16 protein-coding genes are annotated in these 15,125 nt (G+C 60.8%); 9 read left to right on the top strand and 7 right to left on the bottom strand.

The genetic code is table 11. The features are described 5' to 3' along the window. Window positions 1–36: 36 nt before the first annotated feature. The 9 genes from cysQ (at window position 37) to BUC08_RS12240 (ending at window position 10,292) form a co-directional block, all read left to right on the top strand. Window positions 37–834, top strand: coding sequence for a 3'(2'),5'-bisphosphate nucleotidase CysQ (gene cysQ / locus BUC08_RS12280; RefSeq protein ID WP_037922450.1), 798 nt, complete (start codon window positions 37–39; stop codon window positions 832–834). Beyond that, window positions 834–1,637 carry a 3-deoxy-manno-octulosonate cytidylyltransferase gene (locus BUC08_RS12275; RefSeq protein WP_037922448.1) on the top strand — a complete coding sequence of 268 codons (804 nt, stop codon included), beginning with the start codon at window positions 834–836 and terminating at the stop codon, window positions 1,635–1,637. The genes cysQ and BUC08_RS12275 overlap by 1 nt, the downstream gene beginning before the upstream one ends. Further along, window positions 1,634–2,866 (top strand): glycosyltransferase family 2 protein, encoded by a 1,233-nt coding sequence (locus BUC08_RS12270; RefSeq protein ID WP_037922446.1) that lies wholly within the window; start codon window positions 1,634–1,636, stop codon window positions 2,864–2,866. Before BUC08_RS12275 ends, BUC08_RS12270 begins: the two co-directional genes overlap by 4 nt. Before the next feature lie 150 nt (window positions 2,867–3,016). Continuing rightward, window positions 3,017–3,910 carry a UTP--glucose-1-phosphate uridylyltransferase GalU gene (gene galU / locus BUC08_RS12265; RefSeq protein ID WP_037922444.1) on the top strand — a complete coding sequence of 298 codons (894 nt, stop codon included), beginning with the start codon at window positions 3,017–3,019 and terminating at the stop codon, window positions 3,908–3,910. Window positions 3,911–3,929: 19 nt separating this feature from the next. Continuing rightward, a complete protein-coding gene (gene galE / locus BUC08_RS12260) occupies window positions 3,930–4,916 on the top strand; it encodes a UDP-glucose 4-epimerase GalE (protein ID WP_037922442.1) in 987 nt (328 codons plus the stop codon). Continuing rightward, the gene (locus tag BUC08_RS12255; protein ID WP_037922439.1) at window positions 4,906–6,108 is read left to right on the top strand and encodes a glycosyltransferase; all 1,203 of its coding nucleotides are present in this window, start codon (window positions 4,906–4,908) and stop codon (window positions 6,106–6,108) included. Before galE ends, BUC08_RS12255 begins: the two co-directional genes overlap by 11 nt. Window positions 6,109–6,180: 72 nt before the next feature. Continuing rightward, window positions 6,181–7,167: a glycosyltransferase family 2 protein gene (locus BUC08_RS12250; protein WP_224769822.1), complete on the top strand. Its 987-nt coding sequence runs from the start codon at window positions 6,181–6,183 to the stop codon at window positions 7,165–7,167. After that, entirely contained in the window at window positions 7,164–8,861 is a 1,698-nt protein-coding gene (locus BUC08_RS12245) for a DUF5927 domain-containing protein (RefSeq protein ID WP_037922432.1), read from the top strand. The genes BUC08_RS12250 and BUC08_RS12245 overlap by 4 nt, the downstream gene beginning before the upstream one ends. A gap of 3 nt (window positions 8,862–8,864) precedes the next feature. Next, window positions 8,865–10,292 carry a sulfotransferase family 2 domain-containing protein gene (locus tag BUC08_RS12240; protein ID WP_037922426.1) on the top strand — a complete coding sequence of 476 codons (1,428 nt, stop codon included), beginning with the start codon at window positions 8,865–8,867 and terminating at the stop codon, window positions 10,290–10,292. Here the strand turns inward: BUC08_RS12240 and BUC08_RS12235 are convergent. From BUC08_RS12235 to BUC08_RS12205, 7 genes are all read right to left on the bottom strand, one after another. Continuing rightward, a complete protein-coding gene (locus BUC08_RS12235) occupies window positions 10,289–10,753 on the bottom strand; it encodes a PTS sugar transporter subunit IIA (RefSeq protein WP_028955691.1) in 465 nt (154 codons plus the stop codon). The two genes, BUC08_RS12240 and BUC08_RS12235, sit on opposite strands and share 4 nt — an antisense overlap. A gap of 42 nt (window positions 10,754–10,795) precedes the next feature. Further along, the gene (gene hpf, locus BUC08_RS12230; protein ID WP_037922424.1) at window positions 10,796–11,359 is read right to left on the bottom strand and encodes a ribosome hibernation-promoting factor, HPF/YfiA family; all 564 of its coding nucleotides are present in this window, start codon (window positions 11,357–11,359) and stop codon (window positions 10,796–10,798) included. Window positions 11,360–11,613: 254 nt separating this feature from the next. After that, entirely contained in the window at window positions 11,614–12,372 is a 759-nt protein-coding gene (lptB, locus tag BUC08_RS12225) for an LPS export ABC transporter ATP-binding protein (RefSeq protein ID WP_028955693.1), read from the bottom strand. Window positions 12,373–12,375: 3 nt separating this feature from the next. Next, window positions 12,376–12,867, bottom strand: a complete 492-nt coding sequence (lptA, locus tag BUC08_RS12220) for a lipopolysaccharide transport periplasmic protein LptA (protein WP_051693967.1) — start codon at window positions 12,865–12,867, stop codon at window positions 12,376–12,378. A 3-nt stretch (window positions 12,868–12,870) separates the two neighbouring features. After that, window positions 12,871–13,467: an LPS export ABC transporter periplasmic protein LptC gene (lptC, locus tag BUC08_RS12215; protein WP_037922418.1), complete on the bottom strand. Its 597-nt coding sequence runs from the start codon at window positions 13,465–13,467 to the stop codon at window positions 12,871–12,873. Window positions 13,468–13,476: 9 nt separating this feature from the next. Further along, the gene (locus tag BUC08_RS12210; protein ID WP_037922414.1) at window positions 13,477–14,445 is read right to left on the bottom strand and encodes a KpsF/GutQ family sugar-phosphate isomerase; all 969 of its coding nucleotides are present in this window, start codon (window positions 14,443–14,445) and stop codon (window positions 13,477–13,479) included. After that, on the bottom strand, window positions 14,442–15,056 hold the full coding sequence (locus BUC08_RS12205; protein ID WP_037922411.1) for a ribonuclease D: 615 nt from the start codon (window positions 15,054–15,056) through the stop codon (window positions 14,442–14,444). Before BUC08_RS12205 ends, BUC08_RS12210 begins: the two co-directional genes overlap by 4 nt. Between the last annotated feature and the right edge of the window lie 69 nt (window positions 15,057–15,125).

Raw genomic sequence — 15,125 nt, 5'->3', positions numbered from 1 at the left:
CGCATTTCAATCTGGGCCGAGCAAAGGGAATATTTCATGAATTACGAGACTTTGGTGCCTGTCATGCGCCGTCTGGCGCTGGAAGCTGGCGACAAGATCATGGAGATCTATGACGCCGATGACTTCGAGGTCAAAACCAAGTCGGATGACAGCCCCGTGACCGCTGCCGACGAAGCGGCTGATGCGATTATCTCGGAAGGTCTGCGTGAGGCATTTCCCGATTTGATGCTGGTAACAGAAGAACAATCGGACACCCACGACACCACCGGCGACACGTTCCTGATCGTTGACCCGCTGGATGGAACCAAGGAATTCGTGCACCGTCGCGGTGATTTCACCGTGAACATCGCACTGGTCGAAGCGGGCAAACCGACGCGCGGCGTGGTCTATGCACCGGCCAAGAACCGCATGTTCTTCACCCAAGCCGATGGCCAGACCGTCGAAGAGGCGGGCCCCTTTCAAAAAGATTTGATCGGTTCGCTGACGCCCTTGCGCGTGTCCCAGCCGGAAAATGACGCGCTGATGGTGGTGGCGTCGAAATCGCACCGCGATCAGGCGACGGATGATTACATCAACAAATACGCGGTCAAGGACATGACCTCGGCGGGCTCGTCGCTGAAGTTCTGCCTGGTCGCCACGGGCGAGGCGGACCTGTACCCGCGTCTGGGTCGCACCATGGAATGGGACACCGCCGCAGGTCATGCCGTGCTGCTGGGTGCGGGCGGCAAGGTCGTGCGCTTTGATGATCACAGCGATCTGACCTATGGCAAGGACGACTATGCCAACCCGTTCTTCATCGCCTATTCGCCCGACGTCGCGCTGAAGCCCGCCTGATGTCGGTTCTGGTTGTCATCCCGGCCCGTTACGCTTCGACCCGCTATCCCGGCAAGCCGTTGGTGGCATTGACCGGTGCCAGCGGCGTGGCGTCCACGTTGATCGAACGCAGCTGGCGCGCTGCCATGTCCGTGCAAGGTGTGGACCGCGTGGTGGTGGCCACCGATGACGACCGTATCGCCGATGCGGCGCGGGCTTTCGGGGCCGAGGTTGTAATGACCTCGACCCAATGCGCCAACGGCACCGAACGCTGCGCCGAAGCCCACGCCGCGCTGGGCGGTGGTTATGATGTCGTCGTGAACCTGCAAGGCGACGCGCCCCTGACGCCGCCGTGGTTCGTCGAGGCGCTGATCGAGGCGATGCAGGCGTCACAGGATGCCGACATTGCAACGCCGGTGCTGCGCTGTGACGGCGCGACGCTGAACGGACTTCTGGCCGACCGCAAGGCGGGCCGTGTCGGCGGCACGACGGCGGTCTTTGATCGCAACCGCAAGGCGCTGTATTTCAGCAAGGAAGTGATCCCATACATCGGCACCACCTTTGCCGAGGATGCCGATGAAACGCCCGTGTTTCATCATGTTGGCGTATATGCCTACCGTCCCGCGGCGCTGGCCGCCTATCCCGGTTGGGCCGTGGGTCCGCTGGAACAGCTCGAAGGGCTGGAACAGTTGCGGTTCATGGAAAGTGGCGGCGCGGTTCTATGCGTCGAAGTGGACGCGCGTGGCCGTCAGTTCTGGGAGCTGAACAATCCCGAAGACGTGCCCCGGATCGAGACGATGATGTCCCAGATGGGTCTGGAATGACCCAGCCCCCGGTCAGCGTGGTGATTGTCAGCCGCGGCCGACCGGATGCTTTGCGGGTGTGTCTGACCGGCTGCATGCAGCTGCTTTATGATCCGTTCGAGATCGTCGTGGTGGCCGACCCCGTCGGGGTCGCCGCGGCGCAGGCGCTGTCCTTTGCCAAACAGATCAAGATCATCGGCTTTGACGACGCCAACATATCAGCGGCACGCAATGTCGGGATCAATGCGGCGGCGGGCGAGATCGTGGCCTTTGTCGACGACGATGCGGTGCCGGAACCCACCTGGCTGACCCACCTCACACAGGCGATGCAGCAGCACGATGTCGTGGTGGCGGGCGGCTATGTGCGGGGCCGCAACGGCATTTCCTATCAATGGAAAGGGCGCACGCTGGACGCGCTGGGCGATGCGGTGGACATGCCCGTGACAGGGCTGGAGCCGGTCGTGGTACAGCCCACCCCCACGCGCTGTGCCAAGACCGAAGGCACCAACATGGCAGTGCGCCGTGACGTGTTGGTGGAGGTCGGCGGCTTTGACCCGGCGTACCACTATTTTCTGGACGAAACCGACCTGAACATGCGTCTGGCCAAGGCCGGATACGCCTGTGCCATCGTTCCACGCGCACAGGTGCACCACGGTTTTGCCGCGAACAAACTGCGCCGGGCCGACCGCGTGCCCACAGACCTGTTCGACATCGGCGCCAGCTGGGCGGTGTTCCAGCGCAAGTTTATCCCGCAGGACAAACGCCGCGACCATTGGCGGACCATTCGCATGTCCGAACGCAGGCGCGCCGTGCGCCTTATGGTCAGCGGCCATATTGAACCGCGCGCGGTCACGGGGCTGATTTCGCGGCTGGACCAGGGCTATGGTCAGGGAATCGCGCGGCGCATGGGCGAGGGACATGTCACCCAGACCCCCAACGCCCCCTTCAAGCGGGTCGCGCCGTTGAGCGGGTCCATGTCCTATATGGCAGCATGGCGTTCAAATGCCGCAAAGGCACGCGCAGAGGCCTTGCGCAGGGTGAAAAACGGCGAGGTTGTCACCTTGATCATTCTGTCCCCCGATGCTCTGTACCATCAGGCAAGATTTCACCCTGATGGCTATTGGGAACAACGTGGCGGTTTGTTTGGAAAAAGCAGTCGCAGCCAGTCATTGTTGAAATTCTGGCGATTTAATGATCGGTTTTCCGCCGAAAAAAAGAGATTATCCGCGATCCGCGGTGGACCGGATTGAAAGACTTTGGAACTTTAGAAACAAATTGATTGCCAAGGTGTTTTTCTAGCTTAAAGCACCCGAAACCCTAAATTGCGCCATGATCCGGGCAAAATTTTGTAGTTAAATGCGCCTAACCGCAGGCACCGCGGACAGTATGAGGACAAGAGTATGCCCAAAAAAGTAACAAAAGCCATTTTTCCGGTGGCAGGTCTGGGAACGCGGTTTTTGCCTGCGACCAAATCGGTGCCGAAAGAGATCATGACGCTGGTCGACCGCCCGCTGATTCAATACGCCATCGACGAGGCGCGCGCGGCGGGTATCAAGGAATTCATCTTTGTCACTTCGCGTGGCAAGGGTGCGCTTGAGGATTATTTCGACCACGCCCCCCAGCTGGAACAGGAACTGCGCAAGAAGGGCAAGACCGAGCTGTTGGATATCCTCAAGGACACCAACATGGACTCCGGTGCGATTGCCTATATCCGTCAGCACAAGGCGCTGGGTCTGGGCCATGCCGTGTGGTGCGCACGTCGGCTGGTGGGCGATGAACCCTTTGCCGTGATCCTGCCGGACGATGTCATCGCCGCCGAAAAGCCGTGCCTGCAGCAGATGGTCGAGGCCTATGCCGAAACCGGTGGCAGCATGGTCGCCGCAATGGAAGTGCCGCCCGAAAAGGCGTCGTCTTACGGTGTTCTGGAAGTCAGCGAAGACATGGGCGATCTGGTCAAGGTCAAGAGCATGGTCGAGAAACCCGCACCCGGCACAGCGCCATCGAACCTTGCGGTGATCGGTCGTTACATCCTGTCACCCAATGTTCTGTCCAACCTGAACCGGATGAAGTCCGGCGCCGGTGGTGAAATACAATTGACCGATGCGATTGCCGATGAAATCGCGCAGGACAATCCGGTTTATGGCTACCGCTTCAGCGGGCAGCGTTTCGATTGCGGGTCCAAGTCCGGTTTCCTTCAGGCCACGGTGTCCTTTGGTCTGGCGCGCGAAGAGTTGCGGGACGACCTGTCGGCCTATATTCGTGACATTGTGAATATGGAGAAGGCCGCAGAATAACGCGGACCGGGGGCTGCAAGTGGACAATCACGTATTGGTAACAGGCGGCGCGGGCTATATCGGCGCGCACGCCTGCAAGGCGTTGCGCCGTGCGGGTTATGTGCCTGTGACGTTCGACAATCTGGTGACCGGCTGGCAGGACGCGGTGAAATTCGGGCCGTTCGAACGGGGCGACCTGTTGGACCGGGCGCGGCTGGACGAAGTGTTTGCCAAATACACGCCCGTAGCGGTCATGCATTTCGCGGCCCTCAGTCAGGTCGGTGAAAGCATGTCGCAACCGGGCCGCTACTGGCACAACAATGTCGGTGGTTCGTTGAACCTGGTCGAGGCAGCGGTCGACGCGGCCTGCATGAATTTTGTGTTTTCCTCCACCTGTGCCACCTACGGCGATCAGGACAATGTGGTGCTGGATGAAAACAGCGCACAGTATCCGATCAACGCCTATGGCGCGTCCAAGCGTGCGATCGAGGACATCCTGCGCGATTTCGAAGCGGCCCACGGGCTGCGCAATGTGATCTTTCGCTATTTCAACGTGGCCGGTGCCGACCCCGAGGCCGAGGTCGGCGAGTTCCACCAGCCCGAGACCCACCTGATCCCGCTGATGCTGGACGCCATCGACGGCAAGCGCGATGCGCTGACCATCTTTGGCACCGACTACGACACGCCCGATGGCACCTGTATCCGCGATTACGTGCATGTCTGCGATCTGGTGGACGCGCATGTTCTGGGACTGAAGTGGTTGCAAGACGGCAAGGGCAGCCGCGTGTTCAATCTGGGCACAGGCAGCGGGTTTTCCGTGCGCGAGGTCATCGACCAGTCGCGGGCCGTGACCAACCGCACCGTGCCGTTCAAAGAGGGCGCGCGGCGGGCCGGGGACGCGACAAAGCTGGTTTCCGGGTCAACCCGTGCTGTGGCCGAGCTGGGCTGGCAGCCTGACCGGTCGAACCTGAACACCATGATCGCCGACGCCTGGAGATGGCATCAAACTGGCCACTTTGACAAATAACCCGCCCGCGCGGCTGCTGGACCTGACGCGGCTTGTGCGTCGGGCTGGGCGCGTGCTCACGGGCGTGGACCGGGTCGAGATGGCCTATCTGCGCAGGCTGGTGGCGGATGATGTCCCGGCCTTTGGTCTTGTACGTACTCCGCTGGGATATGTACTGCTTGACCGTGCGGGTATGGCGTCGCTGGTGTTGCGGATCGAGGGTGCTGTGCCCTGGGCCAGGCCCGACCTGTTGTCACGGCTGGCGCGGGGCCAGACAGCGGTGCAGCAGGCGGCGCAAACAGAGGTGCGCAGGCTGGCTATGGCGCGGACGTTGCCGCGCGGGCTGGCGGCAATGTTGCGCAAGCATCTGCCGCAGGGCACGACCTATCTGAACACCGGCCATTCCAACCTGACCGACCGCGTGTTGCAGGCGGCACAGGGGTTGGGCGGGCGCATTGGTGTCTTCGTCCACGATGTGATCCCGCTGGAGTTCCCGCAGTTCCAGCGCCCCGAAACGGTCGAACCCTTTCGCGCCAAGATGCATCGGGTGCAAGCCTGTGCTGATGTGATCATCTGCAACTCGGCCGATACATTGCACCGCGCAGGGCAGGTGATGGCCCAGTGGGGGAAGGTGCCCGAAGGCATTGTTGCCCACCTGGGAACGGACCTGACCACGCCCCAGCCCGATCTGCTGCCCGACGACCTGCCGCCGTCCGGTCCCTATTTCATCAGCGTTGGCACCATCGAGCCGCGCAAGAACCACGCGCTGTTGCTGGATGTCTGGGACGTGATGGGTGCAGATGCCCCGACGCTGTTGATTTGCGGCGCGCGCGGGTGGAACAATGCGGCGGTTTTCGCCCGGCTGGATGGCCGCACCGACACCCGCGTGATCGAACGCGCAGGGCTGTCTGATGGTGCGGTTGCGGCGCTGATCGCGGGATCTTGCGGGCTGGTTTTTCCCAGTTTTGCCGAAGGCTATGGCCTGCCCCCCGTCGAGGCGGCGGCGCTGGGTGTGCCCGTGGTGGCAAACGATTTACCGGTGATCCGCGAAATCCTTGGAAATATTCCCGTTTACCTGCCTGCACATGATCGGTATCTGTGGGAAAAGACGTTAAAAGACATGGCAGAAGCTGGGCAACTGGGGCGGGAAAAAGTTCAATTTCAGGCTCCCGCTTGGTCCCAACACTTCAACACCGTGTTAAGGTCGCTATGATAAGCGATTGGGGGCCGGATAGTATCCGGCGGGGAAAGGGCAGAAACTTTGGGTGTCTGGCAGTCATACAGACTGAGGTTGCAGCGCAAGCGTTGGCGTATCCGTGCCTTTCGCAAACGTCGTGAACTGACCCGTATCGCCGACCGCACCAGCACGATCCGACCTGACGATATCCTGTTGTTCTCGACACAGCGGAATGAGAAAATCCGCCTGCCATACTTCCTGGACTATTACCGGGAACAAGGCGTTAACCATTTCTTCATCGTGGACAATGACAGCACCGATGGTTCGGCGGATTATCTGGCCGACCAGCCTGATGTCTCGGTCTGGCAGGCCAAGGCCAGCTACAAGAAATCCCGCTTTGGTGTCGATTGGCTGAACTGGCTGATGATCAAACACGCCCACGGGCATTGGTGCCTGACGGTCGATCCCGATGAATTTCTGATTTACCCGTTCTGCGACACCCGTCCGCTGCGTGCGCTGACCGATTGGCTGGATGCCTCGTCGATCAAATCGTTCAGCGCGATGTTGCTGGATATGTACCCCAAGGGGCGGCTGGATGCGCATCCCTATCAGCAGGGACAGAACCCGATCGAGATTGCAGGCTGGTTCGACAGTGGCAACTACACGATGTCGCGCAATCGCCTGTTTGGCAACCTGTGGATACAGGGCGGGCCGCGCGCCCGTGTCTTTTTCGCGGACCAGCCCGAGAATGCCCCCGCCCTGAACAAGGTGCCCTTGGTCAAATGGGACAAAAGATATGCCTATGTCAGTTCAACCCACATGCTGCTGCCGCGCGGGTTGAATCAGGTCTATGACGAATGGGGCGGCGAAAAAGCCAGCGGCGTTTTGCTGCATGCCAAGTTCCTGGATACCTTCACGTCAAAAGCGGCAGAAGAGTTGAGCCGCGGTCAGCATTACAGCGCGTCGGTCGAATACAAGGCCTATGCCGAAAGCCTGAAAGACGATCCCGATCTCTGGTGCAAATGGTCCGAGAAATACATCAACTGGAGACAGCTTGAGATCCTGGGCCTGATGTCGAAAGGCAACTGGGCATGAGCGTGGGGATCATCATGCTGGTGCACACCGCACTGGGCCGCGCCGAACAGGCTGCCCGGCACTGGGCGGCGGCGGGCTGTCCGGTGGTGATCCATGTGGACAAGGGCGTGCCGCGTGCCACATATGAACGGTTCGTGGCGTCCCTGTCCGATGTGAAATCGGTCGAGTTCAGCACGCGCTTTCGCTGTGAATGGGGCACATGGGGCATCGTTGCGGCATCACAGGCCGCGTCGGAACTGATGCTGGAGCGGTTCCGCCAGGTGCGCCATGTCTATCTGGCGTCGGGGTCGTGCCTGCCGTTGCGCCCGGTCGAAGAGCTGATCGAATACCTTGAAGCGCGTCCGCAGACCGATTTCATCGAAAGCGCCACGACCGCGGATGTGCCGTGGACGGTGGGCGGGCTGGATCACGAACGGTTCACCCTGCGGTTTCCCTTCTCATGGAAGCGCAACCGGTTCCTGTTCGACAAATACGTGGAGTTGCAGCGCAGGCTGCGGTTGCGGCGCAGGATTCCCAACGGGCTGACGCCACATATGGGGTCGCAGTGGTGGTGCCTGACGCGGCAGACCCTGTCGGCGATCCTGCAAGACCCGGACCGCGCCGAATACGACCGCTATTTTCGTCAGGTCTGGATTCCCGACGAAAGCTATTTCCAGACCCTTGCCCGGCAATATGCGATCAAGATTGAAAGCCGGTCGCTGACCCTGTCCAAGTTCGATTTTCAGGGCAAGCCGCATATTTTCTACGATGACCACCTGCAACTGCTGCGCCGGTCCGACTGTTTCGTGGCCCGCAAGATCTGGCCCTATGCCGACCGCCTGTACGAGGCATTCCTGACCGATCCCGCCGGTGCCATGAAACGGACCGAGCCAAACCCCGGCAAGATCGACCGTATCTTTGCCAAGGCGGTGGACCGCCGGACACGCGGGCGGCCAGGCCTGTATATGCAAAGCCGGTTTCCCAACGAGGACTGGGAAAATGGCGTGACAGCTGCGCCCTATTCGGTGTTCTGCGGTTTCTCCGAAGTGTTCGAGAACTTTGATCCGTGGCTGGCCAAGGCCACCGGCGCGCGGGTGCATGGGCATCTGTTCGCACCGGATCGCGCCCATTTCGCCGAAGGGCAAACCACGATCCACGGCGCGCTGAGCGAGGCACCAAAGCTGCGCGACTATAACGCGGCGGCGTTTCTGACCAACCTGATCTGGAACACGCGCGGCGAACGGCAGTGTTTCCAGTTTGGACCGGCGGACAACCAGACGATCAACTGGCGCATGGCCAAAGACCCCAACGCCCAGATTTCGGTGATCAGTGGCGCGTGGGCGGTGCCGCTGTTCCGGTCGAACCGCAACTTTCTGGACATCCGCAAAGAGGCGGCGGCCTTGCAGAAGATCGAAAGCGATTTTCTGAACGTGCTGCGGTCGCCCTATACCAAGGCGCGGGTGCGCATCTGGATGATGGCCGAATTCATCGAGGCCCCGATGGAGCCGCTTCAGGGTATTCTGGACGAGATCGGCCCCTCGCAACAGCGCCGGCTGTCCGAAGTGCCAAAGATGGTCGACCTCAGCGGCTTTGGTCAGTTCTTACAAAACCTGAAGAACCAAGGGATGCATCCCTATCTGATGGGGGATTTCCCTGTCGAACGCGGCATTGAAACGCAGTCTGAAGCGCCGCGAAAACCCTATTTGGTAAGATAAAAGATGGCGCAGAAATTCGATTGCTTCGTGGTGTTCGCCGAGATGCGCACCGGTTCAAATTTTCTGGAAACCAACCTGAATGCCTTTGACGGGATCACCTGCCACGGCGAGGCGTTCAATCCGCATTTCATCGGCTATCCCAATGTGACCGAGATTCTGGGCGTGACCCAAGCCGCCCGTGATGCCGACCCCAAGGGGTTCCTTCGCGTGATCCGCAAGCAGACCAACGGTTTGGGCGGCTTTCGTTATTTCCACGACCACGATCCGCGGGTGTTCGATGCGATCGTAAATGATCCGAAATGTGCCAAGATCGTGCTGACGCGCAATCCGGTCGACAGCTATGTGTCATGGAAGATTGCGCAGGCCACGGGGCAGTGGAAGCTGACGGATGTCAAACGGCGCAAGGAAGGTGCCGCCGAATTCGACGCGACCGAATTCGAGGCCCATCTGGAGGCGCTGCAAAGCTTTCAGGTTATGCTGATGAACCGCTTGCAGGTGTCGGGGCAAACCGCATTCTACGTGGCCTACGAAGACCTGCAAAGCGTCGAGGTGATGAACGGGCTGGCGGCCTATCTGGGCATCGACAGCCGGCTTGAGGGGCTGGACAAGAGCCTGAAAAAGCAGAACCCCAGCCCGATCACGGAAAAGGTGACCAACGCGGATGAGATGGCGCAGGCGTTGAACCGGCTGGACCGTTTCAACCTGACCCGCACACCCAACTTCGAGCCGCGGCGCGGTGCGGTGATTCCGACCTATGTGGCCGCTGCCAAGTCCCCGTTGATGTACTTGCCGATGCGCAGCGGCCCGGAGGATCAGATTTACGACTGGATGGCGGCGCTGGACGGTGTGGGGGCGGACGAGCTGCTGCGCAGGATGAGCCAGAAGGACCTGCGCCAATGGAAGCGCCGCAATCGCGGTCACCGCAGTTTCACGGTACTGCGCCATCCGGCGGCGCGGGCGCATCACGCGTTTTGCCACCGTATCCTGAACCCGGGGCCGGATTGCTATGACGTCCTGCGTCAGACGCTGATCCGTCGCTATGCCCTGCCGATCCCCCAAGAGGCGCCGGGCGCCAGCTATGACCGGGCGGCCCATCACCGTGCCTTCACTGCGTTTCTGGAGTTTCTCAAGGGCAACCTTGCAGGTCAGACTGCGATTCGCGTTGATGCGGCATGGTGCACGCAGACGCAGGCGGTGCAGGGTTTCGGCGATTTCGTATTGCCCGACCGGATCATCCGTGAAGAGAACCTTCAGGCCGAACTGGCCGAAATTGCCGCGCAGATCGGTGTGAAAAAGGTGCCGCAACTGCCGCCGGTGTCCGAGCCGGGGCCGTTCACGTTGCAAGACATCTATGACGACAGTATCGAATCGCTGGTCAGTGATGTTTACCAGCGCGATTACATGATGTTCGGATTCTCGCGCTGGGCTTAAGCCGCCTGGGCCGACTGCGCCTCGGACAGGATCGTGTACAGCGTGCTGGCGTCGTGGTTGGCCCGCAGTTTGGTGCAGATCGACGTGTTGCGCAGGGTGCGCGACACCAGTGCCAGCGCCTTGAGATGCTCGACCCCGGCATCTTCGGGGGCAAACAGCGCAAAGGCGAGATCGACGGGCAGGCGGTCCACCGCATTAAAGTCGATGGGTTTGTCCAGCACCACGAAAACGCCGATGACTTCGTTCACGCCGTCCAGCCGCGCATGGGGCAGGGCCACGCCACGGCCCACGCCGGTGGGTCCCAGCGCCTCGCGGGCCATCAGCGCCTCGTTCACGTGGCTTGCATTCAAGCCATAGGCGCTGTGCGCGAGATCAGAGATCTCGTGCAACAGACGTTTCTTGCTGGAGGCCGAGGTTAAAACCTTCACGGCCTCCGGCTTGAGAAGCTTTGCAAATTCCATTTTGGCTCGCACTGCTCTGACGCCCTGGGCGCCGTTAAATCCTTATGGATCGATCCAGCCGATATTGCCGTCTTCGCGGCGATACACAACGTTCAACCCATCTTGTCCTTCTTTCCGAAACACAAGAACCGGCGCACCCGCCAACTCCATCTGCATCACGGCCTCGCCAACACTTAGCGACTGTATCTTGGTTTCCATCTCCGCCACGATGATCGGTTGCAACGAATCCGGTTCAGGAGATGTGTCATCTACCTCGGAGGCGAGGATATAGGAGGAAGCGCCGAAGAGTTCAACCGGCTGGGGGCGTTCCTTGTGATGGTCCTTCAGGCGACGCTTGTAGCGACGCAGCTGTTTTTCCATTTTTTCACAGCAGGCTTCAAATGCGGCATAGATTTCGGTGCCGCGCGCCTTGGCCGTGGCGTTCAGGCCCGTGGACAGGTGGACCGTCGCCTCGCAGACAAATTCGTGACCGGATTTCGAGAACACCACCTGCGCATCTGTCGGGCGGTCGGCGTATTTTCCGACTGCCGCGCCCAGCTCTGTCTGCACATGTGTCTGCAGTGCTGCGCCGATGTCGATCTGTTTGCCGCTGATTTGGTAACGCATTGTCTCTCCTCACGGTTAGGGACCCGGACTGGGGGCGACAGGCCGCACGTGGCCCGCCACGGGGCCTAGTTTTGGGTCTCGGGAAAAGGCAAAGCAAAGAGATGCAGTATCGTCGCTTGATTGCTCAAGGCGCAGGTCACAGCAGTCTCAAAAAGTGCTTTTGCCATACCCTATTCAGCGCCCAAACACGTCTTGCTGTCAATCAAAAGCACTGTGAAGTGGGTCAAGTTTTGCCGACAAGACATTTTAATCGGCTAAGAAACGCGGAAATTTTCACCCAGATAGACGCGGCGCACGTTTTGGTTCTCGACGACCTCGGCAGGGGTACCGGACATCAGCACCTTGCCCTCGTGCAGAATATAGGCGCGATCGACAATTTCCAATGTTTCCCGCACGTTGTGATCGGTGATCAGCACACCGATGCCGCGTTTTTTCAGGTCCGCGACCAGATGGCGAATGTCGCCCACGCTGATCGGGTCAACGCCGGCGAAGGGTTCGTCCAGCAGCAGGAACTTGGGATTCGCAGCCAGACAGCGGGCGATTTCCACGCGCCGGCGTTCGCCCCCCGACAGCGCCAGCGCCGGCGCGCGGCGCAGGTGTTCGATCGAGAACTCGGACAGCAATTCTTCGAGCCGTTCGCGCCGCTTGTGGCGGTGGGCTTCGGTGATGTCGAGGATGGCCGAGATGTTGTCCTGCACGCTGAGGCCGCGAAAGATGCTCATTTCCTGCGGCAGGTAGCCGATGCCCATCTGGGCGCGGCGGTACATCGGCAGGGTTGTCACATCGGTGCCGTCCACTTTGACCGTGCCGCCCTCTGGTGTGACAAGGCCTGCGATGGCGTAAAACGTCGTGGTCTTGCCCGACCCGTTTGGCCCCAGAAGTGCCACAACCTCACCGCGATCCAGATGCATGGAAAAGTCACGAATGACGACTTTCTTGCGGTAGGATTTGCGCAAATGCGAGATGTGCAGCCCGTCATTGGCGGCTGCGATGGACAGATCAGGGGCCGACATGGATCAGTTGTTTCCGGTTTGCAGGATCGTCTTGACCCGGCCCGACATGCGGGCGGTGCCGTCGCGCAGGTTCACGAACATCTTTTCCGCCGTCAGCGCACTGTTGCCTTGGGTAAGCAGCACGTTGCCCGACATTTCAATCTCGCCCGAATCAATGCTGTAATCCGCGCGCTCGGCTTCGGCGGCATCTTCGCCGGTGACCAGCGTCACGCCGCCCGTTGCTTCAAGCTTGGCGATGCCTGCGTTCTGCGATTTGTAGGTGACCAGAACCCGCGCCGCTGTCAGGCGCATCTCGCCCTGGCCAATCATCACATTACCAGTAAAAACCGCAGTGCCCGAGGATTGATCGACGGCCAGATTGTCGGCAGTCACCTCGACCGGCAGCGACGTGTCCTGGGTGATGGCACCAAAAGTGACGTTCGTGCCTTGTGCGAGAACAGGCGCGGCGCAGCACAGCAACAGGGCGGTGGACAGGGCACGGAATGCGTTCACGATAGTTTACTCATCTGTTTGTTTAGGATCGTATACCAGCTTCACACCGTTTGTGAAAACCAATTGGGACGGGCCACCGCCGCGGCTGCCGGACATGATCATCTGTCCTGCCGTCAGGTCGCCAAACCCGCTTTGCGCCTGTACCTGTCCCGGCGAGGTCAGCGTTGCCGTTTCCAGATTGGCCATCAGCGCGTCCGAGGCAATCTTGAACCCGGTCGAGGTGGTGATGACCACATTGCCGGACAGGTCCATCTTGGACGCGACCAGGTTCAACCGTGCGACATCGGCCACCAGGTCAATGCGGGTGCCATCGACCATGTCCACTTTGGCGGTGACGTCGGTGGCCTCGTTGCGGTTGTTGGTGCTGGTGGTCAACTTGGCTGCGGAAAACGACAGGCTGTCGCCCGACTCGGTCGCGCCCGAGAAGAACGGGCCGGTGATCTGCTGTTGTTCCATGCGGTCGCGCACGTCTTCGTCGGCAAAGGGGATGGTGCTGACCGGATCGACGGTGCGCGAGAGCAAAAACAGCGTCGACAGCAAGGCCAGGGCGATCAGGGGCAACAGCACCTTGAGCGTGGCGACCAGTTTTGAATACCAGTCCATCGCCCCGCCTTAACCCAGACCAACGCGCAGGCAGTCGTGGATGTGCAACAGGCCCAGCGGAGTCGGCGCTGTCTTTTGATCGGTGACGAACAGGCATGTGATCTTGCGGGTGTTCATCACGCCCACGGCCTGCTCGGCCAGCGCATCGGGGCCGATGGTGGTGGGGGCTGCGGTCATCACGTCGCGGGCGGTCAGGGACATCAGCCCGTCCAGATGGCGGCGCAGGTCGCCGTCGGTGATGATCCCGACCAGCGCGCCGCTGGCGTCTGTCACGCCGACCACGCCAAAGCTTTTCTGGCTGATTTCGATCAGCGCATCGCCCATGCCGGTGTCTTCGGTCACCAGCGGCAACGCGTCGCCGCTGTGCATCAGGTCGGCCACGCGGCTCAGTTGCGCGCCCAGCTTGCCACCGGGGTGAAAGCCGCGGAAATCCTCGGCGGTAAAGGCGCGGTGTTCCATCAGCGCCACGGCCAGTGCATCGCCCACGGCCAGCGTCATTGTGGTGGACGAGGTGGGAACAATGCCGGTGCCACAAGCCTCTTCGGCGCGGGGCAGGGTGACGATGATATCGCATTGCTTGCCCAGCGCGCTTTCGGGGCGGCTGGTGATGCCGATCAGCGGGATCGCAAAGCGGCGGGTATAGGCGATCAGGTCCGCAAGCTCGGGGGCTTCGCCCGAGTTCGAGATGGCGATAACCGCGTCATGGCTGGTGACCATGCCCAGATCGCCGTGGCTGGCCTCGGCGGGGTGGACGAATTGGGCGGGCGTGCCGGTGCTGGCCAGTGTCGCCGCGATCTTGTGGGCGATGTGGCCGGATTTGCCGATGCCGGTAACAATCACGCGGCCGGTGGTTTTCAGCAACTGGTCAACGGCGCGCGCGAAATTGGCGTCCAGCGCGTCGTGCAGCTGGCTGAGCGCCTGCATTTCGATGGCGATGACGCGGCGACCCGTGTCGACAAAGGGGGTATCAGTGGTCATAGGTGCGCAAAAATGTCCGTGTCGGGCCAGCCTGCAAGGTCCAGTTTGGCGCGTGTTGGCAGAAAGTCGAAGCAAGCCTGTGCGATGTCCATCCGGTCCTCGCGCAGCAGGCGTTTGTTCAGCGCCTCGCGCAGCCGGTGCAGATACAGCACGTCGGATGCGGCATAGTCCAGTTGCGCATCGGTCAGCTTGGCGGCCCCCCAATCGCTGCTTTGCTGATGCTTCGAGATGTCGACGCCGAGCAGTTCCTGGGCCAGGTTTTTCAGCCCGTGCCGGTCGGTATAGGTGCGCACCAGCTTGCTGGCGATCTTGGTGCAATAGACGGGGGCGGCGACCGCGCCAAAGGTGTTCAGCATGGCCGCGATGTCAAAGCGTCCGAAATGAAACAGCTTCAGAACTTCGGGATCTTCCAGCAGGGCGCAGAGGTTGGGTGCCTCTGTCTGGCCCTTCATGATCTGCACCATGTGAGCATTGCCATCACCGGCAGACAGCTGCACCACGCACAGCCGGTCGCGGTGCGGGTTCAGGCCCATCGTCTCGCAATCAATCGCGACGACAGGGCCAAGGTCAAGATCGTCGGGCAAATCCGAGGTGTGCAAATAATTCGTCATGCCAGTGCTATAGCGCGGCATTGGGCGGCGGGAAAGCACATGCCGCGTATTTGCGCCAGTTTGCGCTTT

It is taken from the genome of Pseudosulfitobacter pseudonitzschiae, from assembly GCF_900129395.1.
Lineage (GTDB): Bacteria > Pseudomonadota > Alphaproteobacteria > Rhodobacterales > Rhodobacteraceae > Pseudosulfitobacter > Pseudosulfitobacter pseudonitzschiae.
The sequence above is the reverse complement of the archived record's forward strand: the minus strand, read 5'-3'. Positions and strand labels throughout refer to the sequence as shown.

Bases quoted from the DNA above. Each gene is read 5' to 3' on its own strand.
- cysQ (WP_037922450.1), top strand. From the start codon at position 37: ATGAATTACGAGACTTTGGTGCCTGTCATGCGCCGTCTGGCGCTGGAA.
- BUC08_RS12275 (WP_037922448.1), top strand. From the start codon at position 834: ATGTCGGTTCTGGTTGTCATCCCGGCCCGTTACGCTTCGACCCGCTAT.
- BUC08_RS12270 (WP_037922446.1), top strand. From the start codon at position 1,634: ATGACCCAGCCCCCGGTCAGCGTGGTGATTGTCAGCCGCGGCCGACCG.
- galU (WP_037922444.1), top strand. From the start codon at position 3,017: ATGCCCAAAAAAGTAACAAAAGCCATTTTTCCGGTGGCAGGTCTGGGA.
- BUC08_RS12245 (WP_037922432.1), top strand. From the start codon at position 7,164: ATGAGCGTGGGGATCATCATGCTGGTGCACACCGCACTGGGCCGCGCC.
- BUC08_RS12240 (WP_037922426.1), top strand. From the start codon at position 8,865: ATGGCGCAGAAATTCGATTGCTTCGTGGTGTTCGCCGAGATGCGCACC.
- BUC08_RS12235 (WP_028955691.1), bottom strand. From the start codon at position 10,753: ATGGAATTTGCAAAGCTTCTCAAGCCGGAGGCCGTGAAGGTTTTAACC.
- hpf (WP_037922424.1), bottom strand. From the start codon at position 11,359: ATGCGTTACCAAATCAGCGGCAAACAGATCGACATCGGCGCAGCACTG.
- lptB (WP_028955693.1), bottom strand. From the start codon at position 12,372: ATGTCGGCCCCTGATCTGTCCATCGCAGCCGCCAATGACGGGCTGCAC.
- lptC (WP_037922418.1), bottom strand. From the start codon at position 13,467: ATGGACTGGTATTCAAAACTGGTCGCCACGCTCAAGGTGCTGTTGCCC.
- BUC08_RS12210 (WP_037922414.1), bottom strand. From the start codon at position 14,445: ATGACCACTGATACCCCCTTTGTCGACACGGGTCGCCGCGTCATCGCC.
- BUC08_RS12205 (WP_037922411.1), bottom strand. From the start codon at position 15,056: ATGACGAATTATTTGCACACCTCGGATTTGCCCGACGATCTTGACCTT.